A 25,419-nucleotide genomic window follows, 5' to 3' on the forward strand; every position below is an offset into this window, starting at 1 on the left:
GAGGGTTATAGTAATACCGGTATAAGTATTGGTCGTGCAGGTGGGAGTACCGGGTCGTGGTGGAGATCAAGAGTGATGCGGCGCTTTCGGCGATGCGCGAGGCGGGACGGGTCGTGGCCAACGCGCTGGCGGCCGTGCAGGGGGCCGCGGGGGTGGGGGTGCCGTTAAAGGAACTGGACGAGGTGGCGCGGACGGTGCTGGACGAGGCCGGTGCGCGGTCGCCGTTCCTCGGGTACCGGCCGGACTTCGCGCCTACGCCGTTTCCCGCGGTGATCTGTGCGTCGGTCAACGACGCCGTGGTGCACGGGATCCCGACGGACTACCGGCTGCGGGACGGTGATCTGGTGAGCATCGACTGCGGGGCCGAGCTGGACGGGTGGACGGGGGACGCGGCGATCAGCTTCACCGTCGGCACGCCGTACCCGGAGGACGTGGCGCTGATCAAGGCGACGCGGGAGGCGCTGGACGCGGGGATCGCGGCGGCGACGACCGGCAACAGGATCGGGGACATCTCGCACGCCATCGACACGGTCGCGCGGTCGGCCGGCTGCGGGATGCCGGTGAACTTCGGCGGCCACGGCATCGGCCGCCACATGCACGAGGACCCCCATGTCGCCAACCGAGGCCGTCCCGGCCGTGGGTACCCGCTGCGGCACGGCCTGACCCTCGCCATCGAGCCCATGTTCATGGCCGGCGGCAGGGACGACTACCGGGTGAGCCCGGACGGCTGGACGCTGCGCACGACGGACGGCAGCCGCGCCGCGCACATCGAGCACACCATCGCCGTCACCGAGGACGGCCCGCGCGTCCTCACCCTGCCGTAGGTCAGATCCTCACCGGTTCCTCGAACGTCATGGTCATGCGGGCCACGCTGGTCGTGCTGAGCGCGCGTTTGGGGAGGCCGAGCTCGCTGAGTTCCTTGGCGATCGGGTGGTTGCCGAGGCGGATCAAGGCGCCGCCGGGGCGGGTGCGGACGGAGTGGGGGTGGATGGTCCAGCGGGAGCGCCGGGTGACGCCGTCCAGGTGGGTGAAGGCGTCCATGGTGGGGGTGCCGAGGATCGGCAGGCCGAGGTGGGTGACGCGGGAGAGGGTGGTCGTGCCGGGGGACGGCACGCGGGGGAGGGGGATACCGGGACGCAGCAGCAGGTCCAGCACCAGTCGGCCGTCCTTGCGCAGTACGCAGCGTTTGTACGGCGACGCCAGGCGGAGGTCGAGCTGCGCGAGCTCATGCGGAAAGCCCCAGATCGCGCGGCCCGCCTCCAGCGCGAACGGCTGGTCCACGGGAAGCCAGTGCACGAAGGCCCCCGTGCCGGGTGTGCACAGCTCCTTGACGCCGGACAGCGGACTCCGCGACCGGACGCGAGGACTCCCGGGGGACCGGACGAGGAACGCCACCCCGAACTGGTGGTAGGCCCCGAGCTCACTGTCGGCGAAGCGTGCGAACACCAAGGTGCACAGCGCCTTGCCGGGAATGACCTCGAGGACGTCGAAGTCGCAGTAGGCGAGCACGGCCCGCACCGCGTCGGCACGCACCAGGTAGCCCGCACCGCACGCGGTGGCGTCCCTGACCTGTACGGGGGTGTCGACCCGGCGACCTTGGACGGGGTGGCTGGCCATGTCTCCAGTAGACCAACCCGGGACCCGTGACGCCAGCAGGGGGATACGACCGGGGACGGTCAGGCGAAGGGTGTCGGAGGTGAGGAGTGGTTAACCGGGTGGTCATGGGGTTTGCATGCCGGGGAAATGGGGTGGGATGACGCTGACCGGGAGAGGCGGGTGGGCTTTCGACGGCCGGTGTGGGAAGGGAGTGGCGTGGATTCGTCGGGTCGGTTCCTGCAGGGGGTTTTCTCGTTTGTCGGTAAGGGCCTGGAGGCGCCGTTTCTGCTGGCGGGGGAGTTGCGGTATGTCGTGCCGGACGGGGTGGTGGCGCAGCCGGTGTATCTGCGGGGCGGGAACAGCAGTGACGAACTGGTGTGTGTGATTCTCATGCGGGACGGCGTGCCGATGCGGTACTTCCCGGTGGGGGCCAAGGCGGGGACGCATGTGTCGCTGCGGGTGGTCGAGGACCTGGAGCCGGGGACGGTGGTCGAGCTGTACGTGGCGGCGCCGGACGGGGTGCCGGGGACGCTTGTGGTGGATCTCGGGCTGGTCGAGGTCTGAGGGGGGACGGGCCGTGCGGCTTGTGGTGATCGGGAACGGGATGGCGGGGGTGCGAGCGGTCGAGGAGATCCTCGCGCGAGGCGGCGGTGAGCGGTTCGACATCACGATCTTCGGGGACGAGCCGTACGGGAACTACAACCGGATCATGCTGTCGGAGGTGCTCGCGGGGAACGAGCCGGAGGACGCGATCTTCCTCAACGGCCTCGCGTGGTACGAGGAGAACGGCATCACCCTGCGGGCCGGTGTGCGGGTGCGGCGCGTCAACCCGTTCGCGCGCAAGGTGTACTCCGACGACCGCGGCGTCACGCGGTACGACAAGCTGATCATCGCCACCGGCAGCGTGCCGTACGTGCCGGACATCCCCGGCATGCGGGTCGCGGAGCGTGGCTTCCACCAGGGGGTCTTCACCTTCCGCACCATCGACGACACCCGCAACATGCTCAGGTACGCCAAGGGTCACCGCCGTGCCGTGGTGATCGGCGGCGGGTTGCTCGGCCTGGAGGCGGCACGCGGCCTGCAGAACCACGGCCTGGACATCACGCTCGTGCACGCCGGCGGTCACCTGATGAACCAGCAGCTCGACGCGCAGGCCGGTGCCGTGCTCAAACGCGCCGTGGAACGGCTCGGCATCCGGGTCGAGCTGAACGCCAGGACCAGCGCGGTGGAAGGCACCGAGAAGGTCACCGGCATCGGCCTCGCCGACGGCCGGTCCATCGACTGCGACATGGTGGTGGTCGCGGCCGGCATCAGGCCGAACGCCGAGCTGGCGCGGGCCAGCGGCCTCGTCGTCGAGCGGGGTGTCGTCGTGGACGACCAGATGCGGGCCGTGGACGAGCCCGACATCTACGCCGTCGGCGAGTGCGCGCAGCACCGCGGCAAGGTGTACGGCGTGGTGGCGCCGCTGTGGGAGCAGGCACGCGTGCTGGCGGACCACATCACCGGGGCCGACCCGGCCGCCGCGTACCACGGGTCGCGGGTCGCCACCAAGCTCAAGGTGGCGGGGGTGAACGTCGCCGCCATGGGGGTCGCCGGGCCCGAGCGCGAGGACGACGAGTTCGTGGTGTTCGCCGAGCCGAGCCGCGGCACGTACAAGAGCGTCGTGGTGCGCGACGGCCGGCTGATCGGCGCGACCCTGGTGGGGGACGTGGACAAGGTCGCCTTCCTCAGCCAGACGTTCGACCAGGGGCTGCCGCTGCCGGAGGAGCGGGTGCGGCTGCTGTTCGACCTCGGCGGCCCCTCGGCGGAGACGTCGGTGGCCGAGCTGTCCGACGACGCGCAGGTGTGCAACTGCAACGGCGTCAGCAAGCGGACCTTGGTGGAGACCGTGCGCGGCGGTGTCAGGTCGGTCACAGGGGTCGCCGCCAAGACCCGCGCCGGCAAGGGTTGCGGCTCGTGCCGGTCCCTGGTGGAGCAGATCGTCGACTGGGCCGCCGGTGGCGCGGCCGAGGTCGACCCGTCGGCGAACTGGTACGTGCCAGGGGTGCCGCTCGCCAAACCCGAGCTCATGGCCGAGATCCGGGCCCGTGGCCTGAAGTCGGTGTCCGCGGTCTTCGCGACCCTGGCCCCCGGCGGCGCGGAGGACGCCAGGAGCAAGATGGGGCTCGCGTCACTGCTGCGGGTCATGTGGGCCGAGGAGTACGTCGACGAGCGCGACGCGCGGTTCATCAACGACCGCGTGCACGCCAACATCCAGCGGGACGGCACGTTCTCCGTCGTCCCGCAGATGAAAGGCGGCTGCACCACCCCCGACCAGCTGCGCCGCATCGCCGACGTCGCCGACAAGTACCGGGTGCCGCTGGTCAAGGTCACCGGCGGCCAGCGCATCGACCTGCTCGGCGTGCGCAAGGAGGACCTGCCTGCCGTGTGGGCCGACCTCGGCATGCCGTCGGGCTACGCGTACGGCAAGAGCTTCCGCACGGTGAAGACCTGCGTCGGCACGGACTTCTGCCGCTACGGCCTCGGCGACTCCACGGCGCTCGGCATCGCGCTGGAGAGCACGTACCAGGGCCTGGAGGGACCGGGGAAGATGAAGCTCGCCGTCACCGGCTGTCCACGCAACTGCGCCGAGGCGTATGTCAAGGACGTCGGTGTGGTCGCGGTGGAAGGCGGCCGGTGGGAGATCTACGTCGGCGGCGCCGCGGGAGCGCACGTGCGCAAGGGTGACCTGCTGGCGACCGTCGCCACCCCCGAGGAGGTCGTCACCCTGACCGGCCGGTTCTTGCAGTACTACCGCGAGAACGCCAACTGGCTGGAACGCACGTACGCCTTCGTGCCGCGCGTCGGCGCCGACCACGTACGCGCCGTCGTGGTGGACGACGCCGAAGGCATCGCCGAGCGCCTCGACCGCGACGTCCAGGCGGCCGTGGCCGCCTACCGCGACCCCTGGCTGGAGGGCCGCGACCCCGCCACCCCCGGCCAGTTCCGTCCCGCGCTCCCCCTGATCGAGGTCCGGTGACCGGCCACCGTCTCGGACCTGTGGCGGACATCCCCGTCGGCGAGGGCCGGGCCTACACCGTGGCCGGCGAGCCGGTCGCCGTCTTCCACCTGCGCGGCGGCGATCTGCGCGCGGTGTCCGCCGTCTGTCCCCACGCCGGCGGCCCGCTGGCCGACGGCCAGATCGACGGCCAGGTCGTGATCTGTCCCCTGCACCAGCACACCTACGACCTCACCACGGGCTGTTCGCTCAGCGGCCAGAAGGACCTGCGGGTGTACGCCGCCGAGGTGACCGCCGACGGGGAGGTGGTGGTCAGCGTCCCGTGAGGCGGACGCGAACCACGCGCGGAGTCAGGCCGGTACCACGCGCCGTAGCGCGGGAGCGGGGACGTGCGCGGCCCATTCCTCCAGGGTGGCGACGAAGTCACGGGCCTGGTCGGGCCAGTGGTAGTGGCCGCGGGCCTCGGTGTAGCCGCGTGAACCCATCACGGCGCGGCGCTCGGGGTCGTCACGCAGCCGCAGGATCGCCTGGATCGCGGCGTCCACGTCGCCGTACGGCACCACGACGCCGCAGGCGGCACGGCCGACGATGGAGGCCGCCATGGGGAGCGGAGTAGTGATCACGGGGACGCCGCGGGCCATGTACTCGATGATCTTGGTGGGGAGGGACTGCCGGTAGTTCGGCACGTCGTGCAGCAGCGACAGGCCGGCGAGCGCGCCTTCCGCCATGCGCAACGCGTGGTTGTTCGGCACGTACCCGAACCAGTCGAGCAGGCCCTCACGCTGCGCGTCGCGCAACATGGGCCGGACCTGCGGGTCGGCGCCGCCGATCAGGTCGAGGCGTATGCCGTGCGGACGCAGCCGGCGGGCCAGCTCGATCATCTCCAGCGTGCCGCGCGCCTGCGAGAGCTGGCCCACGTACACCACGCGGTTGCCGCCAGGCGGAGGCGGCGGGGTGTCCGGCACGTACGTCGTGTTCGGCACCACCGGGTGGTTGCCGGTGAACCGGTCACGGTACGCCGCCTCGGCCAGGATCAGCCGCAGCCGGCGCTCGGCCCGGCTCTCGACGCGCTGGATCAGGCCCGGCAGCAGCCGCCGCAGGGACGGCGGAAGGTACTCCTTGGTGTCCAGCGCGCCGATGGTGTCCTCGTGCACGTCCCACACGGTCGTCGGACGGCGGCGCGGCAGCGCGAACAGCAACTCCATGTCGTGGACGAGGAGCAGGTCGGCGTCCCTCGACCCCCTGCGCAGCGCGGCGCGCGCGGTGGACAGCGCGTGCCTGCGGCGCAGCCCCACGGCGCGTGGCACGTCGATGGGCCGGATCTCCGGGATCGGTGTCACGTTGCAGTGGGTGAACGGAGCCACGTAGGTGACCTGGTGACCGGCCTCCATCAGCGCGCGGATCTGACGGTGCATGATCCGCGCGTCCTCCGGGTGGTGGACGATCGTGCCGACACATACCTTCATGCGTCGATGCTGAGCGCCGTTCACTTACTGCCTGGATGCGTACCGTGAATCGCGGTGGAAATGCGGTTGAACATCCGTCCCTAGGAGTTCGCCGACCTGGCGCCGGCGGACGGTCTGCGGTAGAGCCAGGTCAGCCTCGGCTCGAGCAGCCACTTGAACACCGTGCGGGTCTCCGGCAGGCACAACACGATGGCGAGCGCGAAGCAGCTGCTGAGGATCGCCATGACGCCGAGCGGGCCGTGCAGCCACGGGTACTCCAGCCAGCCCATCTCCTTGGCGATGTACACCGGCACGCCGTGCAGCAGGTAGCAGTACAGCGTGCGGGTGCCGAGGTCGGAGAACCACGTGGTGCGGCGCGGCACCAGCGCGAGGATGGCCGCCGACAGGGCCAGCGCGGCGACCAGCAGACCGGCCCGCATCCCCATGCCGGTCCACCACGGCAGGCTGAGGTCGGCGTAGCTGTCCTTGTAGTACACCGGCCCGAGCTTGACGTGCGGCGCGATCAGGATGGCCACGGCGGCGCCGCCGGCGAGCGTGAACACCGAAAGGATCTTGATCCACCGGCGGTTCAGCATCTCGAAGTGGTGCGGCTGGAGCCACAGGCCGAGGACGAAGAACGGCATCAGGCCGAAGAACCGGTCCATGCTGAAGTCACCCGGCAGGTCCGACAGCCCCGCCAGCAGGTAGACGGCCACCGCGATCGGCAGAGGGTGACGCATGCGCTTCCACACCGGGGTGGACAGGCGCCACAGCAGCAGCGCCAGCAGGTACCAGTTGAGCCAGGCCGGGTCGATGATGGTCAGGCTCCACTTGTGGCCGAACGCGAACCGCAGCAGCGCGTACCCGATCTCCACGATGACGTACGGCACGAGGAACGTGTCCACGAGCTTGTTGGTCTTGGCGTTGGAGTTCCAGAAGTTCCTGCTCAGGTAACCGCTGATGATCACGAAGAGCGGCATGTGGAACACGTAGATGAACAGGTAGGCCGAGCGGGCCGAGTGCGCCGACAGCGTCGGCACCAGGGAGTGGCCCGTCACTACCAGCGCGATCAGGACGAACTTGACGTTGTCGAGGTACGGCTCGCGCTGACGCGGCGCCGGCGGCGCAGGCGGCTCCTCCTCGGCCTGCTCCCAGGGCCGCTCGCCTACGGTGGACCGGCCGACGACACGCTGTCCGGCGGCCTCCCAGCCCGGCACCGGTGGCGCCACAGGGGCCGCGGCGGCGCCGGTCGGCAGCGGACGGCGCTCCCAGTAGGAGAAACCGTCCGACGGAGTGGGGCCGTGGTCCCCGGGCCACGGGTCGCCGTGCGCCGGCGTCCCCGGCAGGCCCGGTGCGCTCGGCGTGCTCGGTGCGCCGGTGGTGGCGGCAGGGATGACCGAGGTGTCGGGTTCCGGGGCGAGTGCCTGGCGCGGCCCGGTGCCGTCGGCGGGGGGTTCCGGCCAGGCGGGACGCTCGAAGGTGAACGTCTCCGGGTCGTCGTCCAGGGGAAGCCCCCGGCGCGGCGCCGTGGCGGGCTGCTCGGCCACCGGCCACAGCGGCCCGGACGGCTCCCCGCCGCGCGGCCGTTGCCGGTCCCAGGCGCCGGTCGGCGGCTCGGCGCCGTCGGGGACCGGCCAGCGCGCCGCGCGCGCGGCTTCGGCACCCGAGCGGTAGGGATTGGGGCCCGCGGGGGACGGCCGCCGTTCACCGTGACCTGGCGCCGCCTGCGGCCCCGTGTGCGTTCCCGAGGGGCTCGCGGTCGTGTCCGTATCACCGGTCTCCGCGACGGGCCGCCCCGGGTCACCGGGGCCGTCGGTGGCGGGGTCGCCGGTGGAGGCGCCGTCCGCGCGGGGGGCCGGAACGTGGAAAGACGATCTGGTTTCACTCACGGGGGAAACGCTCGGCTATCTGTCGAAGACGGAAATGACCTGCACTTACCTGCTGAAGCGGCGGATTTCTGGCGGCCACCCGTGAAGGGTGAGGCGATCGAGGACGACGGCGGGCGCGCTCACCAGATCAGCCAACCCTAACGTGCCGATCTGAGCTTGTCGCGACGGTGCCGTGATTCCAGAGTCCGGAGACGGCAAAAACGGCCCGGTTCCCCGAGGGGAATCGGGCCGTCCGGGCCTATCGGTCAGGTGCTGCACACATCGGTCTTGGAGTCGACGACGCGTGCGCTGTCGGGGATGGTGACCGGCACCTTGACCCCCTTGAAGTCGGCGCCGATGACGAGCTGGATCACCGGGCCCTCGGCCGCCGCGCCGTCCGCGTTCGCCTGCGCATCCGGGGCCGCCGGGGTGGCGGAGGCACTCGGGACGAACGGCGTGACGCTGCCGGGCTTGATCTTGCCGTCGCCGGGGGCGACCTTGCCGACCAGCTTGGCGGCGAGCGGCGCGGCGTAGTCGGCGCCGTCCGCGGCCTTCTTGGAGTAGAGCACCTGGGTCTGCGGCCGGTCGGTGCCGTCGGCGTTGCGCGCGTCACCGACCTGCACGACGTCGAAGCCCTGCGCCGCGAGCGCCTCGGCGACGTCCTTGGCCCTGCCGGGGGTGCTGGTGCCGTTGAGGACCTGCACCTTCACCTGGGCCGGCTTGATGGACGGTTTGGCCGGGCCCGAGGCGCTGGCGCTCGGCTTGGCGGTCGGCGTCACCTCGATGTCGTTGCGCAGCGACTCGAACAGCCGGCCGGCGTCCGGCTGCTTCCACTGCACGCGGTTCTTGTCGGTCGGGTACGGCTCCCACGGCACGGTCACGAACTTCACGCCGGTCGCGGTGAGGCTGCGCGCGCTCTGCGCGATCTGCACCAGCGTGTCCACGTCGAGCTGCGGGTCCATCACCACCGACTGCGCGGCGGCGGTGATCAAGGCGATGAGCTTGCCGGGGTTGGTCAGGGTGTCGCCGCTCGTGGCCTTCTTGGCCACCTGGGACAGGAAGATCTGCTGGCGCTTGATGCGGCTGATGTCGCTGCCGTCGCCGAGCTGGTACCTGGCGCGGACGTACGCCAGGGCCGTCTCGCCGCGGACGATCTGCTTGCCGGCCCGCAGCTCCAGCTTGGCCTTCTTGTCGCTCACGGCCTGCGGCACGCAGATCTGGATGCCGCCGAGCGCGTCCACGATGTTCTTGAAGCCGGTGAAGTCGACCTTGATGAAGTGGTCGATGCGGATGTTGGTGTTGGCCTCGATCGTGTTGATCGTGCAGGCCATGCCGCCTTCGTTGAACGCCGAGTTGATCATGTCGAGCCGCGGCGGGATCGCGACCTTGGTGCGCGCGTTCTTGCAGGCGGGGATCTGCACCATCGAATCGCGGGGGAAGCTGATCAGGGTGGCCTTGTCGCGGTTGGGGGAGACGTGCAGGAGGATGATCGTGTCGGTGCGCTCCCCCTCGTTCTCCATGTGCTGGCCGTACCGCTTGTTGTCGCCGGCCCTGGTGTCGGAGCCGACGAGCAGCACGTTGAGCGCGCCTGTGGTGTTGACCGGCCGGTTGGCGTTGAGGCCGCCGCTGACGTCCTGGGTGCGCAGGTTGCCGAGGAGGCTGCGGTACAGGGTGTAGCCGCCGAGGGAGACACCGACGAGGACGACTGTCAGCGCGATGCTGATCCAGGCCAGCACCCGGCCGCGCTTTCCGCCGCCTGAGTCGCGGCCCCGCCGCGACCCCGGGTCGTCCGGCGGCACGGGGGGCTCGGCGGCCCTGCGGCGGCGGGACGGTGGGCCGTCCTCCAGGTGGCCGGTCCCGGGGGGAGGCGCCGCGGCGGCGCGGTGGCGGCGGGAACGCTCGCCGCCGGCCGGCCCACGCGGTGGCGCCTCGGGCTGATGGGTGCGCGGCGGCGCCTCCGGCCGGCGTGCGCGAGGCGGCCCCTCCGGCTGGTACGCGTGCGGCGGCCCCTCGGGCTGGTACGCGTGCGGCGGCGCCTCCTGCTGGCGTGCGCGGCTCGCTCGGCGGCCCGGACGCGGCTCTCCCCGGTCCGACACCGAGGCGGAGTGTCGGTGCTCGCTCATATCGTCATGAGGTCAGGTCACCAGCCCGGTTGTGGGCAGCATGATCGGATTGATGGACTCGGGATCATGCGTACTCCAGGCGGTAGGAACGGCGGCGCAAGCTTACCGGCGTGAAGATATTTGCTGAGACAGTCTAGTCGGACGCTTTACCCATTGTGCATGGAATCCGCAGGTAGAGAGGGCTTTTCGGTCGCACGTCCCGCGGACGGGCCGGTCAGGGCCAGTGCGGCGGCCAGGAACGCCAGAGGAACGGCCGGGAGCACATAGCGGTAGTCGAACTCGGCGGTGGCGGCCGGGAGCACCAGGAGCACCACCGCCGTGATCCACGGCAAGGTCCACGGCGCCGCCACCGGCCCCCCGCGGCGGCGCCGGACGACGGCGGCGGCCGGCGCGGCGAGCAGCACCACCAGAAGGACGGTGCCGGGGAGCCGCGCGACGTCCTGATAGGCCCGCGTCCAGCCCGCGTACGGCTCCACGACACGCGTGTCGACCGAACCTCGCTGGTAGTCGCGCGTGGCCAGGGTGAGGCCGAGGATCGCGGGGGTCCGCGCCGGGTGGGAGGGAGGCTGAGCCGGGAACTCGTAGTAGTCGTAGGTCACCCGGTCGGGGTACACGGGCCGGCCCCAGACGAAGCCGCGGGCCAGCTCGCCGAGGACCGAGGCGGCGTAGTCCAGGGGCTGCGAGCGCAGCGCCAGCATCGCGAACCGGCCGGCCAGGCGGTCGGAGCTCTCGGCGAACGTGATGCCGGGAAGGGACGGCAGGGGGGCCCCGGGGTCCCAGACGTACGCCTGCGACGGGGGCCGCGCCTCCGGCGGGGTGTCGTCACAGAGCACGGCGAGATCAGGTGGCGGCCGCATGACGGCGCAGTCGGCGAACGACATGGCGCGGCCGTACAGGAACACCCCGTTGGCGCCGACGATGCCGAACCTGTGGTGCGTGGCGGAGAACCACGCCGCGTACGCGCCGACCGGCACCAGCGCGGCGGCCAGGCACGCGGCGGCGGGCCAGAGCGTGCCTCTCGCGCCGCGCCGCGGCAGGCGACGGAACGCGAGCCAGAGCGCCACGAGCACGATCAGCGGCAGCCCCACGGTGCGGGTGACCGCCGCCGCCGCGAGCAGCAGCCCGGCCGCCGCCGCACCCCGCCACGTCCGCGTCCCTGTCGCGACGTACACCGCGGTCACCAGCAGGAACATGAACAGAGTGTCGGAGACCAGCAGATGTTCGAGCTGCACCTGGTAGGCGTCGAGCAGCACCGGCGCCGACGCGGCCACCCCGGCCCACGTGGCCGCGCGCCACCGCCGTACCGCCGCGTAGATCATGACCCCGGTCGCGAGCCCCAGCACATGCTGGACCAGCACGACCACCGCGAAGTCGTGGAACGGTTCGAGCAGCCGCAGGAACATCGGGTACCCCGCCGGCCGCACCAGATCGGGCCGCGGCCGCAGCGCCGTCACCACATAGGTGTAGGTGTCGGGGAACCACAACGCCGGCCGGTACCCGAGCATGGCCCCCGCGCGCAGCGCCACGCCGAGCGACAGCACCACCAGGAACGCCAGATGCCGCCGCACGCGCGTGACACGGCCCGCCGCTGGGATCCGCCTCAGCATCCCGCTCCTTCGTCTCCCCGGTCCGTACCCGGGCCGCCGGTCGCACCGCTCGGCGAGGCCTCGCGAGGCAGGAACGGACAAGGCGGGGCAAGGGTATGGCCGGGTGGGTGGTCTGGGGCCGTACGCTACCTGGTCGTGGCCGTGGTTCGTGCGTTACTGGGGAGAGCGGGGGACACCGGCCCCGCGGGCCGGGCCGGGATCGGGGGCGAGGTGGGACGGTCGGAGCAGGAGACGGCGGGCCGGGTGCTCGCCGTCGCGTCCGTGGTGCCGGCGCTCGCCGTGGCGGGCTGGCTGATCGGCGGGGTGCCGCTGGTGGCGGCCGGAGCGTACCGGCCGGTGGCCGCGCTGCTCCTCGCCGGCGGCCTCGCGCTCGCGCTCGGCGCCATGGGGGGCCGGGTGGCGTGGCGCGGCCCCGCGCTCGCGGTGACGGCGCTGCAGGCCATCGCCGTCGGCGGCGTCGCTTCGGTGTCGGCGGTGTTCAACGGGCTGCTGCGCAGTGAGCAGCTCATCGTGCGCAGGGACCCCGGGACGTACGCGCAGTACGCGGTGTGGCTGGCACGGCACGGCGGGCTGCCGATCCCCTACGACCTCGCGGCGTTCGGCGGCCGGCCCGACCCGTTCCTGGTGTTCGGCAGCGTGGGGTTCTACGACCACGGCGGGGCCGTCGTGCCGCAGTTCATGCCGGGTGCGCCGGTGCTCGACGCGGTGGGGTACTGGGCCGGTGGCACTCAGGGGATGCTGTGGGTGCCGGCGGTCCTCGGCGGGCTCGCGGTGCTCGTGGTCGGCGGGGTGGCGGCGCGGCTCGTCGGGGGGTGGTGGGCCGTGCTCGCGGCGCTCGCGTTCGCGGTGGCCCTGCCGGTCCTGTACACCTCACGGACGACTTTCAGCGAGATGCCGTCGCTGATCCTGCTGTTCGGCGGCCTCGCGCTCACCCTGGACGCCAGGCGCAGACCGTGGGCCGCCGCGCTCGCCGGAGTGGTGTTCGGGCTGGCCGTGGTGGTGCGGATCGACGCGCTGCGCGACCTGCTGCCGGTGCTCGGGGCCGCCGGGCTGGTCGCCGCGTTGCGCGGGTCGGCGGGCCGGCGCGCCGCGTACGCGGCGATGGGGCCGCCGCTGGCGGCGGGGGTGCTCGCCGGCGCCGGACTCGGGCTATGGGCCGGGTACACGCTGGCGCGACCGTACCTGGGATACCTGTCGGGCTCGGTACGGCCGCTGCTCGGGATCGCGGCGATCACGCTGGCGCTCGCCGTGCTGTGCGGCGCGTTCGGGCCGGCGGCCCTGGCGCGGCTCACGCGTCCGCCGCGCTGGCCGGGGACGGCCGCCGCGGCCGGGGTCGCGCTGGTGGTCGCCGCGTTCGCCGCCTGGCCGCTGGTGGCGACGGTGCGCCGGGTGCCGACCAACCCCGACGACCGGATGAACGCGCTGTTCATCGCCGGCATCCAGAAGGCCAACGGACTGCCGGTCGACCCGTCGCGCCTCTACACTGAGCAGACCCTGTGGTGGGTGATCTGGTACCTCGGCGTCCCCGCCGTCGTCCTCGCCACCCTCGGCGCGGCCGTGCTCGTCCGGCGGGTCCTGCGCGGCCGTGACCTCGCCTGGGCCCTGCCGCTGGCGATCATCGCCTGGAGCACGGTGACCACGCTGTGGCGGCCCGCCATCACCCCCGACCACCCCTGGGCCTCCCGCCGCCTGGTGCCGGTCGTGATCCCCGGCCTGATCCTGCTCGCCGTGTGGGGTGCGCGGTGGCTGCGCGACCGGGCCGCGCGGTCCGGCCGCACGCCGGTACGGCCGCGTGTGGTGGCCGTCGCGGCGTCCCTCTTGCTGGTCGTGCCGGCCGCCGTGACGTCCATCGGCACCGCGTTCACCCCCGCCGAGCGCGGCGAGCTCGCCGCCATCGACGGCCTGTGCCGCCAGATCCCGGCCGACGCGAGCGTACTGATCGTCGAGCGGGCCACCGCCGACCGGTTCACCCAGGTCGTACGCGGCATGTGCGGCGTCCCCACGGCCAAGGTGGCGGCCGTCACCGGCGACCTCGCGCCACCGGCCGTCGTCCGCCGCCTCGCCGCTCAAGTACGCGCCGCCGATCGTGTCCCCGTGGTGCTCGCCGCCGAAAGCAGGCAGCTCATCCCGTACGGGCCCGCCACTCTGGCCCTGCGCCTGCGCACCCGCCAGGACGAACGCTCACTGGTGGAGGCCCCCGACGGCACCTGGAGCCTCGCCGTCGACGTCTGGAGCGTCGTCCCGCCACCAGACTGAAGGAACGGCCCGGGGAGTGGCGCGCCGCCGCCGGGGAAGTGGGCCGATAACACCGACGTGGACTCGATCGCCGTCCAGGGCCGGTATTCTCGCCGGACGTGAGTGTGACCCAGAAGCCTGAGACGGGACCCGCCGTGGACGCGAAGCCGTACGTGACCATCGTCCTGCCGTGTTACAACGAGCAGGACCACGTCATCGCCGAGGTCGAGCGCATCTGCCAGGCAATGGACACCAGCGGTTACACCTACGAGCTGATGGCCGTCGACGACCACTCCACCGACGGCACACTCGCGCGGCTGCGCGAGGCGGCCCCGCGCTTCCCCAGCATGCGGGTCGTGGCGTTCCACCGCAACGGCGGCTCCGGCACGGTGCGGCGCATCGGCACGCAGGACGCGCGCGGCGAGATCGTCGTGTGGACCGACGCCGACATGACCTACCCCAACGAGCGCATCCCCGAGCTGGTGCAGATCCTGGAGAAGGACCCGTCGATCGACCAGGTCGTCGGGGCCCGCACCAGCGAGCAGGGGTCGCACAAGCTCCTGCGGGTCCCCGCCAAGTGGTTCATCCGCAAGGTCGCCGAGCGGCTCGCCGGCCAGGAGATCCCCGACCTCAACTCGGGCCTTCGGGCCTTCCGGCGGTCGGTGTCCCTGCCGTACCTGCGGCTGCTGCCTCCCGGGTTCTCCTGCGTGACCACGATCACGCTGGCGTTCCTGTCCAACCAGCACGACGTGCACTACATGCCGATCGAGTACAGCAAGCGGGCCGGCAAGTCGAAGTTCAGCTTCATCTCCGACGCCTACCGGTACATCCTGCAGGTGCTGCGCATGGTGATGTACTTCAACCCGCTCAAGGTCCTCATGCCGCCGGCGATCTGGCTGGTCGTGATCGCGTTCGGCAAGGGTGTGGTCGACATGTTCCGCCACCCGTTCTACTTCCCGGCGAGCACCGTGATGACGTTCCTGTCCGGCCTGATCATCGGGTCGCTGGCGCTGCTGGCCGACCTGATCGTCCGTTCCCGGAACGACTGACGTGCGCGTCGCCGTCGTCGGCCCGGCCTTCCCGTACAAAGGCGGCGGAGCGCAGCACACCACCGAGCTGGCGCACCGCCTGACGGCCCTCGGCCACGACGTCGTGATCGAGTCGTGGCGCGCGCAGTACCCGTCGTTCCTCTATCCGGGACAGCAGACCATCGACGTGCCGGAAGGTGAGCCGTTCCCCGGCACGCGGCGCGACCTCGACTGGCGCCGGCCGGACGGCTGGCTGCGCTGCGGCCGGCGGTTGCGCGGCGCGGACCTCGTGGTGCTGACCCTGCTCAGTCCTGTGCAGGTCCCCGCCTACCTCGGCATCCTGCGCGGCCTGCGGCGCGGGGCCCCCGTCGTGGCCCTGTGCCACAACGTGCTGCCGCACGAGAGCAGGCCCTACGACCGGCCGCTGGTCAAGGCCCTGCTGCGCCGCGCCGACGGGGTGCTCGTGCACTCGCGGGAGCAGGCCAAGCTGGCGCGATCCCTGTCGCGGACCCCGGTGCGGGTCGCCGAGATGCCGCCGCACCTGCCTGAGGGTGGGGTCGCGGGGGAGCGTGCCGAGGGGGTGCGGCACCGGCTGCTGTTCTTCGGCATGGTGCGGCACTACAAGGGCCTCGACCTGCTGCTACGGGCCCTCGCCGAGGTCCCCGGCGTGTCGCTCACCGTGGCGGGGGAGTTCTGGGGCGGCCTCGACCAGACCCGCGAGCTGATCACGTCGCTCGGGCTCGGCGACCGCGTGGAGCTGCGGCCCGGGTACGTCCCGGCCGCCGACGTCCCCGCGCTGTTCGCCTCGGCCGACGCGCTGGTGCTGCCGTACCGCTCCGCGACGGCCAGCCAGAACGCCTGGCTCGGCCACGAGCACGGCGTGCCGGTCATCGCCACCCGCGTCGGCGCGCTCGCCGACCACATCACCGACGGCGTCGACGGCCTGCTCACCGAGGCCGGCTCCGTGCCGGCGCTCACCGAGACCCTCAAGCGGTTCTACGCCGACGGTGAGCCCGAGCGCCTGCGGCGCGGCGTCAAAGCCGTCGACCCCGAGCCCTACTGGGCCGCGTACGCCTCCGAACTGCTGGCCGGCGCCTGACCTCTGGCCAGGACGAACCCGAGACCGGCCCAGATGAGGTCGGCCAGTGTGAACGCCAGCCTGGACACCACCGCGATCACCAGCGCGCGCGGCGCGTCCAGCACCGGAGCCAGCACCAGCACCATCGCACCCTCGCGCACCCCGATGCCGGCCGGCACGACCACCGCCAGCAGGCCCGTGGCCCACGCCAGCGCGTACGCGCCTGCGGCCAGTGGGAACAGCGCCGCGCCACCCGGCCGCATGTCGCCGAGCAGCAGCCACACGTGCACCCCGTACAGCAGCCACCCCGCCAGGGTCCACCTCGCGGCCACCAGCATGGCCCGGCCCGGCAGGGCCCGCTCCAGCGGTTCCCGGCGCGCGACCCGCAGCACCAGGTTGAGCCCGTACGTCAGCACCCGCGGATGCAGGCCGATCAGGATCACCGGCACCAGCGCCAGCAGGTACCAGGCACGCTCGGCGACCTCACGCGACGTGAACGGCAACGTCGCCGCCGCCAGCCCGAGCGCGCACCCGAGCGAGATCACCAGCGCGATCGCGGTGGCCCCGAACGTACGGCGCGGCGGCGACCCGTGGTCACGGGCCAGCTCCATCATCGCCGCGAAGGCCCACACCGACCCCGGCACGTACTTGCCGAGCTGACCGAGACACATGACCTTGGCCGCGACCCGCCAAGGCAACGGCGACCCCAGCCCCGCCAGCACCGCACGCCACGCCGCCAGCATGCAGCCCACCCCCGCGACCACCGCCGCCAGGGCCCCTGCCGCCGTCCCCCACGACAGCAGTCCGAGCGCCGCCGATGTGGCACCCCAGTTGACCGCGAGCCCATACCCGAGAAATCCGAGCGCGACCACCGCCAGACCGGCCCGCACCACCCTGCTCGACCGCAACCGCCTCAGCACCAGCCCAGCGTACGGCCCCCGGACCCTCGGAAACCCGCGACTCGGGGTGACGGGCACCGGCGGCGCACTAGTGTTGGACGGCGTGGGTAAGGAACGCGCGGTCCAGCTCGCCTACTCGGAGTTCCAGGGTGCGATGCTGGACGAGGCCAAGCGACGGCGCAAGGCTGCCAAGATCATCGCAGTGCTCGGCCACTTCCTCGGCCGCAAACCCGGCGAGGCGCTCGACGGCATGACCGTCGCCGACATCGGCTGCTCGGCCGGCTTCATCGCCGACGAGCTGGCCTCCGCCGGCGCGCGGCACGCCATCGGCGTCGACATCGATGTGCCAGGGCTGCGCAAGGCGTCCGAGCGCTTCGGCGACCGCGTCACGTTCCTGTGCGGCGACGGCACGGCCCTGCCGTTCCCCGACGGCTCGCTCGACGCGCTGGTCTTCAACCACATCTACGAGCACGTCGTCGACCCCGACGCGGTGATCAAGGAGATGCACCGCGTGCTCTCCGACGACGGCGTCCTGTATCTCGGCCTCGGCAACCGGCTCGGCGTCATGGAACCGCACTACAAACTGCCGTTCCTGTCCTACCTGCCGCCGGGCCTCGCCGACCGGTACGTCCGGCTGTCCGGCCGCGCCGACCACTACCACGAGCGCTTCCGCACCCGCGGCGGCCTGCGCCGCATGCTCCGCGACTTCCACATCTGGGACTACTCCCTGCCGGTCCTCGCCACCCCCGACCGTTTCGCCGGTGGCGAGCTGTTCGGCGGCCCCGCCGGCCGCGCCGCACAGGCCACCCTCGCGCGCACCCCCGGTGCGGCACTCCGCGGCCTGCTCCCCGTCGTCCCCACCTACCTGTGGGTCGCCACCAAAACCCCCCGCGCACCCCTCGGCGACGACCTCCCCCAACCGCCACGGCCGGTCCGCACCCCGTGACCACCGGCACCCGGGACACCGGCCGCGCCGCGGCCCCGAAGCGACCCGCCTCCATGCGCAAGAGACTGCTGCGCTGGGGTTTCCTGGCCATCGCGCTCGGCTTCGGCGCGTGGGCCGTAGCGGGCCGGTGGGACGCCGTGGCCGAAGGCTTCGGCCGGCTGTCACCGGTCCTGATCGCCGGTTCCGTGGTCGCCGTCCTGGCCGCGCTCGTCGCCGGCATGATGATGTGGCGCGCGCTGCTCGCCGACCTCGGCTCCCCGCTGCCGCTGCGCGACGCCGGCAAGGTCTTCTTCGTCGGCCAGCTCGGCAAGTACATCCCCGGCTCGCTGTGGCCCGTGCTCGCGCAGATGGAACTCGGCAGAGATCTCGGCGTGCCGCGACCACGCAGCGCCGCCGCGTTCTTCCTCACCTACCCCGTCTACCTGGCCAGCGGCATCACCGTCGCCGTCCTCACCCTCCCGGGCCTCGCCGGCGGCTCCGTCACCCGGTACGCATGGCTCCTCCTGCTCCTACCGGTCCTCGTAGCGGCACTGCACCCTCGCGTCGTCAACGGCCTGCTCAGCTTCGGCCTGCGCCTGCTGAAACGACCGCCACTCGAACGTCCACTGACCCGCCGCGGCGTCCTGGTCTCCGCGGCCTGGGCCTTCACGGGCTGGGCCGCGTACGGCGCACACCTCGCACTGATCGTGGCCGGCCTCGGCGCCACCGGCCCACGCGCCTTCACGCTGTCGTTCGGCGCCTTCGCGCTGGCCTGGTGCCTCGGCTTCGTCGTGGTCATCGCCCCGGCCGGCGCCGGAGTACGCGAAGTCGCCATGGTCGCCGCACTGGCCCCCGTCCTCGACGCCGGCCCGGCCATCGCCGCCGCACTGTGCTCCCGCCTTGTGGTGTCCCTGGGCGATCTCATCTGCGCCGCCGCAGCCGGCCTCGCCGCACGCCGCACAAAGGTGTCCCACGACTGAATCCGTGCCCGGACATGGCATGTGGTTTGTTGTTTGCCTGTTCGTGGGCCGGGGTTCGAGGGAAAAGGGGTGTGATTTCTCTCACGGGTTCCGGCCCTCGCGGAATAGAGTGAAGAGGGTGAGACCGGGGCGAAGACACCGGCCCGGCTTTTCACAGAAGAAGTGAGAGCGGAAGGGGCGAACGCTCTTGATGGCGCGAGTTCTCGTTGACGCCGCAGCGGTCCCGGCCGATCGCGGCGGGCTGATCCGATACGTCGACGGTCTCGTAGCGGCACTCGGAAAGGCCGGAGCCGACCTCGCCATCGTGTGCCAGCGGTCCGACGCCGAACGCTACTCCCGGCTGGCCCCGAAGGCCGAGGTGCTCCCGGGCCCCCCGGCCATAGCCAGCCGCGGCACCCGCCTGGTCTGGGAACAGACCGGAGTCCCGGTCCTCGCCAAGCAGGTAGGCGCCAAGGTCATCCACGCGCCGTACTACTCCATGCCCCTGCACTCCGGCCTCCCGACCGTAGCCACCGTGCACGACGTCACCTGCTTCACCGAAGGCCAAGGCGACGACGAACGCGCATCCTTCCTACGCGCCGCCACCCGCACATCAGTCCGCAACGCGGCCCGCGTCGTCGTCCCCTCCAAAGCCACAAGAGACGAACTGGAACGCGTCCTCGGCGCCGACCCCACCCGAATAGACGTCGCCTACCACGGAGTGGACCCCGCCCTCTTCCACCCCCCGTCCGAGGCCGAGATCCGCAGAGCCACCGACCGCCTGGGCCTGCACGGCCAGCCCTACGTAGCCTTCCTAGGCGCCTACGAACCCCGCAAGAACGTCCCCAACCTGGTCCGCGGCTTCGGCCAAGCCGTCCACGACCTCCCCTCCCCACCGGCCCTGGTCCTCGCCAGCGCCGCCGTCTGGGACGACGCCGTGGACGCCGCCATAGAGGAACTCCCCGTGACCGTCCGCGTAGTCCGCCCCGGCTACCTCTCCTACGCCGACCTCCCCGGCTTCCTGGGTGCCGCCATGGTCGTAGCCTTCCCCTCCCGAGGCGAAGGCTTCGGCCTCCCCGTACTGGAAGCCATGGCCTGCGGAGCCCCGGTCCTGACCACCCACCGAACCTCCCTCCCCGAGGTAGGCGGCGAAGCGGTCTCCTACACCGAACCCGACGCCGAGAGCATCAGAAGAGCGCTACGCACCCTCCTGGAATCCCCCGACCGTCGCACCAGCCTCTCCACCGCCGGCCTGGCCAGATCCCGCGAATTCACCTGGGAAGCCTCAGCCGAGGCCCACCTCCAGTCCTACCAACGCGCACTGGAGCAGTGACCCGAGGCTCGCGGCGTCCCACCGCCTCGGTCCGTGCGAATGAGCGCTTCGCGCACGACCGCAAGGCCCGGGTCAGATGGCTTCTGGGCACAACCGGTCAGTCGGCGGGAGCGCGCCGAGGAGGGTCTCGAGAATCTCGTCGGCGTCGGTTCGCCATTTCTCCCGGGTGAGCTGGCCGCTCGCCTCCATGCCCAGGATGCCGTGCACGCTGGTCAGCAGCAGTGCGCCGTAGTGATGGGCCCGGCCCGGACTCGCAACCCGCGGCATCGACGTGAGCAAGGCCGGCAGCGTCCCGCGCCTGATCGCATCGACGCTGGCCGCCCTCATGGAGACCGCCGCCAAGGCCCGGCGCAGCACCACGCCGCCACCTCTCACCAACTGGATCATCACCTTCATGGGCCGCGACCGGACCTACGACATCACCCGCGCCCGCACCCACCTCGGCTACGCGCCTGTCACCACTGTGGACGAAGGCCTCCGCCAGATGTCTCTTTCCGAAAAGCCCCACCGATGAACCAGTTCCACCTCGCCACCCATTTCGAGGAACGAGCCTTGTGTGCCGGCGGCGCCGTCGCGCACATGCGGCTCAGGCGGCGGGTTGCCGGCTTGCCTCGACCGCACCGGCGACCCCGAGGTGCTCGCCGCGACCCTGCACGTCGGCGAGCTGATCAACCGTCCCTGAAGTCCACCGCCATTCAGCGATGCGCTGAATGGCGAGGCCCGTCGTCGTGGCGGAGCCAAGACGAGCAGGGGGCCGGGAGCTGAGCGCGCAGCCTGGTCCGGCTCACACGCGGTGCCAGCGGGCCTCCGCGAAGCAGTAAACGGCGAACAGCACCAAGCCGATGGCGATCACGACGAGCAGCCATGGACCGATCGGGGTATCAGCGAGCGACTTGAGCGCGCCGTCGATGCCGACCGCCTTGTCGGGGTCGTACGTGAGGGCCGCCTGGCCGATCAGCACGCCGGCGGCGACAGCGATGACGCCACGGGCGACATAACCGACTTGGCCGATGTTGACCACGAGAGCGTGGGTGCGCGGCCCGGCCACGTGCATGTCCCGCATGAACTCACCGGTCCACCCCTCGTGCATCCAGGACACGCCGAAGCCGATCAGGGCCAGCGCTATCAGCGCGACCAGGATCTGGCCACCGGGCAGGTCGAACAGCGCCTTGGCGGCATCCTGCGACTGGCTGTCGGTCGAGGAGGCGGCCTTGTTCTGAGTGAGCAGGGCCACCATCGAGAACACGAGGGCGACGTAGACGGCGGCCTTGGCGACGGACTCGACGCGGTAACGAACCTCGGGCCGCCCCCAGATGGCCTCAGAGATGTGCCAGATCGTCAATGCGACCAGGCCGACGGCCATGACCCAGAGCAGGGTGTCACCGAGAGGCGCGTCGCGCACGATGTGGATCGCACTGCTCTTGTCGGCCTCCCCACCTCTGCCGAAGGCGATCTGCAGGGCGGCCAGCCCGATGATCGCGTACAGCACGCCACGAGCGGCGAATCCGACTCTGGCGAGTTTCTCCAGGACAGGGTGGTCGGCGATCCGCCGGGCCGCACCCTCCAGCCGCCGGCCGGCCTGCTTCCCAGTCGTCATCGAGGTTCCTCTCGGATGGCAGGTCGATCTGGACGGGGCCGGAGCCAGACGTCGGAGGCGGCCAGACGCCTGGCCGACGACGCCATCCTGTCATGGGCTCCTCCACCCACGACGAGACCTCCGAGCCGGCCTGACCACCGTCCGGAGGTCTCAGCGAACCGGCTACTCCTCCGAAGAGGTCATCGGCCCCGTGGAGCGCCGGGCCGAAGGTCACTTGCGCCGACACCGGTGCCGCCGATGCCGCAATACCCATTCGGCACCTTGATCAAGTAGGTACTGCCGGTGACAGCACTTGCTTCGCGGAGCAAGAGTTGGCTATTCGGTGTCTTTGGGGTGCCGAGGCGATGCATAGATCACCCAGACAGTGCGAGTGACATCATCGATGGCATAGCGGACACGCCCGCCGCTGGTGACCTCGAATTCCCACTGCTCCAAATCCTTGCCGTTGTGACGATGAGTCGCGAGATCGCCGCGTAGGCGATGCCGACGATCGTGGCTGGAGCGTGAACGGGGATCAACCCGCAGCACCTCGAAGCATCGGCGCGTATTGGCCAAGGCATGACGGCACAGCTCTTCCCAGCCCCTGGCCGCTTCGCCGGTACCGAACCGGATATCCCACTCGCCATCCGGTGGTGGCACCGTAACGCGGTCTCCACGCTTCGGGCTCATGCCGAAACCTGCACCGGCCCGAAGTCACCGCTCGTGGGCTTGCGAGCCTCGGCGTAGTGCGCAGGGTCGGCCTTGATCCTCGCAGTGGCTCGCCAGCCGGCGATGACCTCCGGCGTGGTGGCGTCGACCTCCAGTTCGGCCGCATCGGAGAGCGCCTCGACCAGTTCCAGAGTGAAGGCACGTAGTTCGTCCGAAGACAGGTGGCGGACCCAGGGGAAGACCTCAGGCATGGCTATGACCAAGGCACGTGCGGTGGGATCATGCTTGATCAAGGCAAGAAACAGCCGGGAGGCGGTGGTGAGCGTCTGTTCTCGCTCCTCTTCACGGCCCGCTGCCGTCAAGTAGAAGTCCGGAGCGTCCCGATGGGTGACACGCACCCGTCCCAAGCGTGCCGCGCGCTCGGCGACTGCTCGGGGATTTCTCGACAAGTCAGAAAAAGTCACTGCGTCGGCATGGCTGGTGCTCACACCCACCACGGTACATCAGAACACGTTCTGATATGAGCGATCAAAGAGACCCTTGGCGCCTCGGTCGGATCCGGCCTGTCTGACAGGCAGTCCATGCGGGACGGGTCATGGTCGGGACTGCGGCGTCGGGGAGGCCGGGCGGGGGAGATGCCGGGGGGTCGGGCTCGTTGCGCGGATGGGGGGATCAGTCGGCTAGCCTCACGGGTGTGACGGATAGCCACCCGCCGCGGCCGGCGTGCCTTGAGGCGATTCTTCTTGTCGGCGGGCAGGGGACTCGCCTGCGGCCCTTGACGTTGCGGACGCCTAAGCCGCTGTTGAGTACGGCGGGGGTGCCGTTCCTGGCTCATCAGCTTGCTCGTGCGCGGGCCTTCGGGGTGCGGCGGATCGTGTTCGCCACGTCTTACCGGGCCGAGATGTTCGCTGAGGTGTTCGGGGACGGGTCGGAGTTCGGGTTGTCGCTCGAGTACATGACCGAGCGCACGCCGCTCGGTACCGGTGGGGCCATCAGGAACGCGGCTGAGGCGCTGACCTGTGCTCCTGAGGCTCCTGTTCTGGTGTTGAACGGGGACATCCTGTCGGGTCACGACATCGGTGCGCAGGTGCGTCTTCACGTGGAACGGCAGGCTGCTGTCACGTTGCATCTCACCGAGGTCGACGATCCGTCTCGGTTCGGCTGTGTTCCTACCGGGGACGATGGACGGGTGACCGCGTTTCTGGAGAAGACTCCGAATCCGGTCACCAATCGGATCAATGCCGGCTGTTACGTCTTCCAGCGGGCCGCCATCGATCGCATTCCTGCCGATCGGGTCGTCTCGGTGGAGCGGGAGACCTTTCCCGGCATGATCGAGTCGGGTGACCTGGTCATGGGGTATCCCGACCGGACCTACTGGCTGGATGTCGGCACGCCTGCCGCGTTCGTCCAGGGGTCCTGTGACCTTGTGCTCGGACGGCTGGACTCTCCGGCGCTGCCGGGTCCCACCGGTGAGTTCCTGTGTCTTCCCGGTGCCGAGATCTCCGCTGACGCGAAACTCTCCGGCGGCACGGTGGCGGGGGCCAGGGCCACGGTCATGTCCGACAGCACCGTTCACGGCAGCGTTCTCGGCGAGGACTGCGTGATCGAGTCCGGGGTCGGCATTCACGACTCTGTGGTGGGGGCCGGTGCGCGCGTCTGCTCAGGTGCGGTACTGAAGAACGCCGTCATAGGTGACAACGCGGTGATAGGTGCTGACAACGAGCTCCTGTCCGGTGTGCGCATCTGGCCGGGGGTTCAGCTTCCGGCCTGCTCTGTCCGGTTCTCCAGCGAGATCTGAACCCCGGGTCGGGGCTAGTCTGGGCTTCGTGCGGGAACGGACGTGGCGGCCGGGAGGGCCGGTTGATGTCGCCGGCACGTTGAGGCCGCATCGGCGGGGGGCCGGGGATCCGGCGTGGCAGCAGGCCGCGGACGGGGCGATCTGGCGTACGGCTCGGACTCCTGACGGCCCTGGCACGTTGCGGGTGTCGGTGCGTGCCGGTGAAGGGGTGGTGGTCGGCCGGTCGTTCGGGCCGGGGGGCGAGTGGATGCTGGAGACGTTGCCGGAGTTGCTCGGTGGGGGGGATGAGGCGGCCGCGTTTCATCAGCTGATGGATCGGCTGGGGAGCATGCGGCATCCGCTGGTGTACGAGTTGGCGCGGCGGCACGGGGATCTGCGGGTGGGGCGGACGTCGCGGGTTTTCGAGGCGCTTGTTCCCGCGGTGCTGGAGCAGAAGGTGGTCGGGAGGGAGGCGCGGCGGGCCTGGCGGTGGCTTCTCACCCGTTATGGTGAGCCGGCTCCTGGGCCGGGTCCTGAGGGGATGCGGGTGTTTCCCGAGCCGGAGGTGTGGCGCACCATTCCTTCGTGGGACTGGCATCGGGCCGGGGTGGAGGGGGTGCGGGCTCGGACGATCATCAATGCGGCGCCGCATGCCGGGAAGTTCGAGGCGGCGACCTCCGAGGAGGCGGACCGGCTCATGCGCTCACTTCCCGGGATCGGTGTGTGGACGTCGGCGGAGACCCGTCAGCGCGCGCACGGGGATCCGGACGCGGTCTCGGTCGGCGACTATCACATCCCGTCGCTGGTCGGCTGGTCGCTGACCGGCGCCAGGACCGACGACGCCGGGATGCTGGGCCTTCTGGCCCCGTATCGGGGCCACCGGCACCGGGTCGTCCGCCTCCTGGAACTCGGCGGAACCCGGCCGCCGGCGCGCGGCCCCCGTATGGCGGCTCGCGACTATCGGTCGTTCTGAATCGGCGCTGTGCGGCCGGTGGCTGCCGGTTCTGGACCGGCGGTCCGCGGTTAACGGCTGTTCCGCATTAACTGGTCACGGTTCCGGCCGGAGGGGACGGGTTGCCAGTTGCGGCCGTCGCGTGTGTCGGCGCCGAAGAGCGGGGCGAGGATGGCGGCGGCGATGATGAAGGCGAGGACGAGCCAGGTCATGGTGGGCTCCGGGTGAGGAAGAGGGGTGTGTTCCCGAGGTGGTTCCGGGGGAGCACTTGCTGTCCTCTCAAGTATGTTCCTGTGCATCTGTTTACGTCTATCGAGTATTACTGGTTCGAGAGCTTAAGGAACGCTAAAC

24 protein-coding genes are annotated in these 25,419 nt (G+C 71.1%); 13 read left to right on the forward strand and 11 right to left on the reverse strand.

Annotated elements, in window-relative coordinates:
• Nucleotides 1-56: 56 nt before the first annotated feature.
• Complete coding sequence (gene map, locus BJ992_RS07240) at nucleotides 57-824, forward strand: type I methionyl aminopeptidase (protein ID WP_184979147.1); 768 nt, start codon at nucleotides 57-59, stop codon at nucleotides 822-824.
• Nucleotide 825: 1 nt separating this feature from the next.
• On the opposite strand, the gene BJ992_RS07245 is transcribed toward map, so the two are convergent.
• Nucleotides 826-1,617: an acetoacetate decarboxylase family protein gene (locus BJ992_RS07245; RefSeq protein ID WP_184979148.1), complete on the reverse strand. Its 792-nt coding sequence runs from the start codon at nucleotides 1,615-1,617 to the stop codon at nucleotides 826-828.
• A gap of 195 nt (nucleotides 1,618-1,812) precedes the next feature.
• Here BJ992_RS07245 and BJ992_RS07250 point away from each other — a divergent pair, with 195 nt between their 5' ends.
• The 3 genes from BJ992_RS07250 to BJ992_RS07260 are packed head-to-tail and all read left to right on the forward strand — an operon-like array spanning nucleotide 1,813 to nucleotide 4,920.
• Nucleotides 1,813-2,160 (forward strand): molybdopterin oxidoreductase, encoded by a 348-nt coding sequence (locus BJ992_RS07250; RefSeq protein WP_184979149.1) that lies wholly within the window; start codon nucleotides 1,813-1,815, stop codon nucleotides 2,158-2,160.
• 13 nt (nucleotides 2,161-2,173) lie between these two features.
• Nucleotides 2,174-4,615, forward strand: a complete 2,442-nt coding sequence (nirB, locus tag BJ992_RS07255; protein ID WP_221474718.1) for a nitrite reductase large subunit NirB — start codon at nucleotides 2,174-2,176, stop codon at nucleotides 4,613-4,615.
• Nucleotides 4,612-4,920: a Rieske 2Fe-2S domain-containing protein gene (locus BJ992_RS07260; RefSeq protein ID WP_184979151.1), complete on the forward strand. Its 309-nt coding sequence runs from the start codon at nucleotides 4,612-4,614 to the stop codon at nucleotides 4,918-4,920. The genes nirB and BJ992_RS07260 overlap by 4 nt, the downstream gene beginning before the upstream one ends.
• 24 nt (nucleotides 4,921-4,944) lie before the next feature.
• Here the strand turns inward: BJ992_RS07260 and BJ992_RS07265 are convergent, their stop codons facing one another.
• From BJ992_RS07265 to BJ992_RS07280, 4 genes are all read right to left on the reverse strand, one after another.
• Nucleotides 4,945-6,060 (reverse strand): glycosyltransferase, encoded by a 1,116-nt coding sequence (locus tag BJ992_RS07265; protein ID WP_184979152.1) that lies wholly within the window; start codon nucleotides 6,058-6,060, stop codon nucleotides 4,945-4,947.
• A gap of 80 nt (nucleotides 6,061-6,140) precedes the next feature.
• Nucleotides 6,141-7,928 carry an acyltransferase family protein gene (locus BJ992_RS34180; RefSeq protein WP_184979153.1) on the reverse strand — a complete coding sequence of 596 codons (1,788 nt, stop codon included), beginning with the start codon at nucleotides 7,926-7,928 and terminating at the stop codon, nucleotides 6,141-6,143.
• Between the two features lie 245 nt (nucleotides 7,929-8,173).
• Entirely contained in the window at nucleotides 8,174-10,030 is a 1,857-nt protein-coding gene (locus tag BJ992_RS07275; RefSeq protein WP_184979154.1) for an LCP family protein, read from the reverse strand.
• A gap of 146 nt (nucleotides 10,031-10,176) precedes the next feature.
• Nucleotides 10,177-11,637, reverse strand: a complete 1,461-nt coding sequence (locus BJ992_RS07280) for a hypothetical protein (RefSeq protein WP_184979155.1) — start codon at nucleotides 11,635-11,637, stop codon at nucleotides 10,177-10,179.
• Between the two features lie 135 nt (nucleotides 11,638-11,772).
• On the opposite strand from BJ992_RS07280, the gene BJ992_RS07285 reads away from it, so the two are divergent.
• The 3 genes from BJ992_RS07285 (at nucleotide 11,773) to BJ992_RS07295 (ending at nucleotide 15,999) form a co-directional block, all read left to right on the forward strand.
• Nucleotides 11,773-13,893, forward strand: a complete 2,121-nt coding sequence (locus tag BJ992_RS07285) for a hypothetical protein (RefSeq protein ID WP_343072530.1) — start codon at nucleotides 11,773-11,775, stop codon at nucleotides 13,891-13,893.
• Nucleotides 13,894-13,991: 98 nt separating this feature from the next.
• Nucleotides 13,992-14,921 (forward strand): glycosyltransferase family 2 protein, encoded by a 930-nt coding sequence (locus BJ992_RS07290; protein ID WP_343072531.1) that lies wholly within the window; start codon nucleotides 13,992-13,994, stop codon nucleotides 14,919-14,921.
• Nucleotide 14,922: 1 nt separating this feature from the next.
• Complete coding sequence (locus BJ992_RS07295; protein ID WP_184979156.1) at nucleotides 14,923-15,999, forward strand: glycosyltransferase; 1,077 nt, start codon at nucleotides 14,923-14,925, stop codon at nucleotides 15,997-15,999.
• Here BJ992_RS07295 and BJ992_RS07300 read toward each other — a convergent pair.
• Nucleotides 15,957-16,898 carry a lysylphosphatidylglycerol synthase domain-containing protein gene (locus BJ992_RS07300; protein WP_184979157.1) on the reverse strand — a complete coding sequence of 314 codons (942 nt, stop codon included), beginning with the start codon at nucleotides 16,896-16,898 and terminating at the stop codon, nucleotides 15,957-15,959. The genes BJ992_RS07295 and BJ992_RS07300 overlap by 43 nt on opposite strands.
• Nucleotides 16,899-16,980: 82 nt before the next feature.
• Between BJ992_RS07300 and BJ992_RS07305 the strand changes: the two genes are divergently transcribed.
• The 3 genes from BJ992_RS07305 to BJ992_RS07315 all read left to right on the forward strand — a co-directional run bounded on the left by BJ992_RS07305 (nucleotide 16,981) and on the right by BJ992_RS07315 (nucleotide 20,094).
• A complete protein-coding gene (locus tag BJ992_RS07305; protein ID WP_343072532.1) occupies nucleotides 16,981-17,823 on the forward strand; it encodes a class I SAM-dependent methyltransferase in 843 nt (280 codons plus the stop codon).
• A complete protein-coding gene (locus BJ992_RS07310; protein ID WP_343072533.1) occupies nucleotides 17,820-18,782 on the forward strand; it encodes a lysylphosphatidylglycerol synthase transmembrane domain-containing protein in 963 nt (320 codons plus the stop codon). The genes BJ992_RS07305 and BJ992_RS07310 overlap by 4 nt, the downstream gene beginning before the upstream one ends.
• A gap of 190 nt (nucleotides 18,783-18,972) precedes the next feature.
• Entirely contained in the window at nucleotides 18,973-20,094 is a 1,122-nt protein-coding gene (locus tag BJ992_RS07315; RefSeq protein ID WP_246496551.1) for a glycosyltransferase family 4 protein, read from the forward strand.
• 72 nt (nucleotides 20,095-20,166) lie between these two features.
• On the opposite strand, the gene BJ992_RS07320 is transcribed toward BJ992_RS07315, so the two are convergent.
• A complete protein-coding gene (locus BJ992_RS07320; protein WP_184979159.1) occupies nucleotides 20,167-20,490 on the reverse strand; it encodes a hypothetical protein in 324 nt (107 codons plus the stop codon).
• 160 nt (nucleotides 20,491-20,650) lie between these two features.
• Between BJ992_RS07320 and BJ992_RS33670 the strand changes: the two genes are divergently transcribed.
• The gene (locus BJ992_RS33670) at nucleotides 20,651-20,776 is read left to right on the forward strand and encodes a hypothetical protein (RefSeq protein ID WP_281390318.1); all 126 of its coding nucleotides are present in this window, start codon (nucleotides 20,651-20,653) and stop codon (nucleotides 20,774-20,776) included.
• Between the two features lie 102 nt (nucleotides 20,777-20,878).
• On the opposite strand, the gene BJ992_RS07325 is transcribed toward BJ992_RS33670, so the two are convergent.
• The 3 genes from BJ992_RS07325 to BJ992_RS07335 all read right to left on the reverse strand — a co-directional run bounded on the left by BJ992_RS07325 (nucleotide 20,879) and on the right by BJ992_RS07335 (nucleotide 22,827).
• Nucleotides 20,879-21,691: a DUF1206 domain-containing protein gene (locus BJ992_RS07325; protein ID WP_184979160.1), complete on the reverse strand. Its 813-nt coding sequence runs from the start codon at nucleotides 21,689-21,691 to the stop codon at nucleotides 20,879-20,881.
• A gap of 315 nt (nucleotides 21,692-22,006) precedes the next feature.
• Nucleotides 22,007-22,360, reverse strand: coding sequence for a hypothetical protein (locus BJ992_RS07330; RefSeq protein WP_184979161.1), 354 nt, complete (start codon nucleotides 22,358-22,360; stop codon nucleotides 22,007-22,009).
• Nucleotides 22,357-22,827 (reverse strand): hypothetical protein, encoded by a 471-nt coding sequence (locus BJ992_RS07335; RefSeq protein WP_184979162.1) that lies wholly within the window; start codon nucleotides 22,825-22,827, stop codon nucleotides 22,357-22,359. The genes BJ992_RS07330 and BJ992_RS07335 overlap by 4 nt, the downstream gene beginning before the upstream one ends.
• A gap of 206 nt (nucleotides 22,828-23,033) precedes the next feature.
• Here BJ992_RS07335 and manB point away from each other — a divergent pair, with 206 nt between their 5' ends.
• Both manB and BJ992_RS07345 read left to right on the forward strand, forming a co-directional pair.
• Nucleotides 23,034-24,137: a mannose-1-phosphate guanylyltransferase gene (manB, locus tag BJ992_RS07340; RefSeq protein WP_343072534.1), complete on the forward strand. Its 1,104-nt coding sequence runs from the start codon at nucleotides 23,034-23,036 to the stop codon at nucleotides 24,135-24,137.
• Nucleotides 24,138-24,165: 28 nt separating this feature from the next.
• Nucleotides 24,166-25,089 (forward strand): DNA glycosylase family protein, encoded by a 924-nt coding sequence (locus BJ992_RS07345; protein ID WP_184979164.1) that lies wholly within the window; start codon nucleotides 24,166-24,168, stop codon nucleotides 25,087-25,089.
• 50 nt (nucleotides 25,090-25,139) lie between these two features.
• Here the strand turns inward: BJ992_RS07345 and BJ992_RS07350 are convergent, their stop codons facing one another.
• On the reverse strand, nucleotides 25,140-25,280 hold the full coding sequence (locus BJ992_RS07350; RefSeq protein WP_184979165.1) for a hypothetical protein: 141 nt from the start codon (nucleotides 25,278-25,280) through the stop codon (nucleotides 25,140-25,142).
• Between the last annotated feature and the right edge of the window lie 139 nt (nucleotides 25,281-25,419).

Source organism: Sphaerisporangium rubeum (assembly GCF_014207705.1).
GTDB classification, from domain to species: Bacteria; Actinomycetota; Actinomycetes; order Streptosporangiales; family Streptosporangiaceae; genus Sphaerisporangium; species Sphaerisporangium rubeum.

Coding starts and splice junctions, on each gene's coding strand:
- BJ992_RS07245 (WP_184979148.1), bottom strand. CDS start 1,617: ATGGCCAGCCACCCCGTCCAAGGTCGCCGGGTCGACACCCCCGTACAG.
- BJ992_RS07265 (WP_184979152.1), bottom strand. CDS start 6,060: ATGAAGGTATGTGTCGGCACGATCGTCCACCACCCGGAGGACGCGCGG.
- BJ992_RS07275 (WP_184979154.1), bottom strand. CDS start 10,030: ATGAGCGAGCACCGACACTCCGCCTCGGTGTCGGACCGGGGAGAGCCG.
- BJ992_RS07280 (WP_184979155.1), bottom strand. CDS start 11,637: ATGCTGAGGCGGATCCCAGCGGCGGGCCGTGTCACGCGCGTGCGGCGG.
- BJ992_RS07315 (WP_246496551.1), top strand. CDS start 18,973: ATGGCGCGAGTTCTCGTTGACGCCGCAGCGGTCCCGGCCGATCGCGGC.
- BJ992_RS07320 (WP_184979159.1), bottom strand. CDS start 20,490: ATGAAGGTGATGATCCAGTTGGTGAGAGGTGGCGGCGTGGTGCTGCGC.
- BJ992_RS07325 (WP_184979160.1), bottom strand. CDS start 21,691: ATGACGACTGGGAAGCAGGCCGGCCGGCGGCTGGAGGGTGCGGCCCGG.
- BJ992_RS07330 (WP_184979161.1), bottom strand. CDS start 22,360: ATGAGCCCGAAGCGTGGAGACCGCGTTACGGTGCCACCACCGGATGGC.
- BJ992_RS07350 (WP_184979165.1), bottom strand. CDS start 25,280: ATGACCTGGCTCGTCCTCGCCTTCATCATCGCCGCCGCCATCCTCGCC.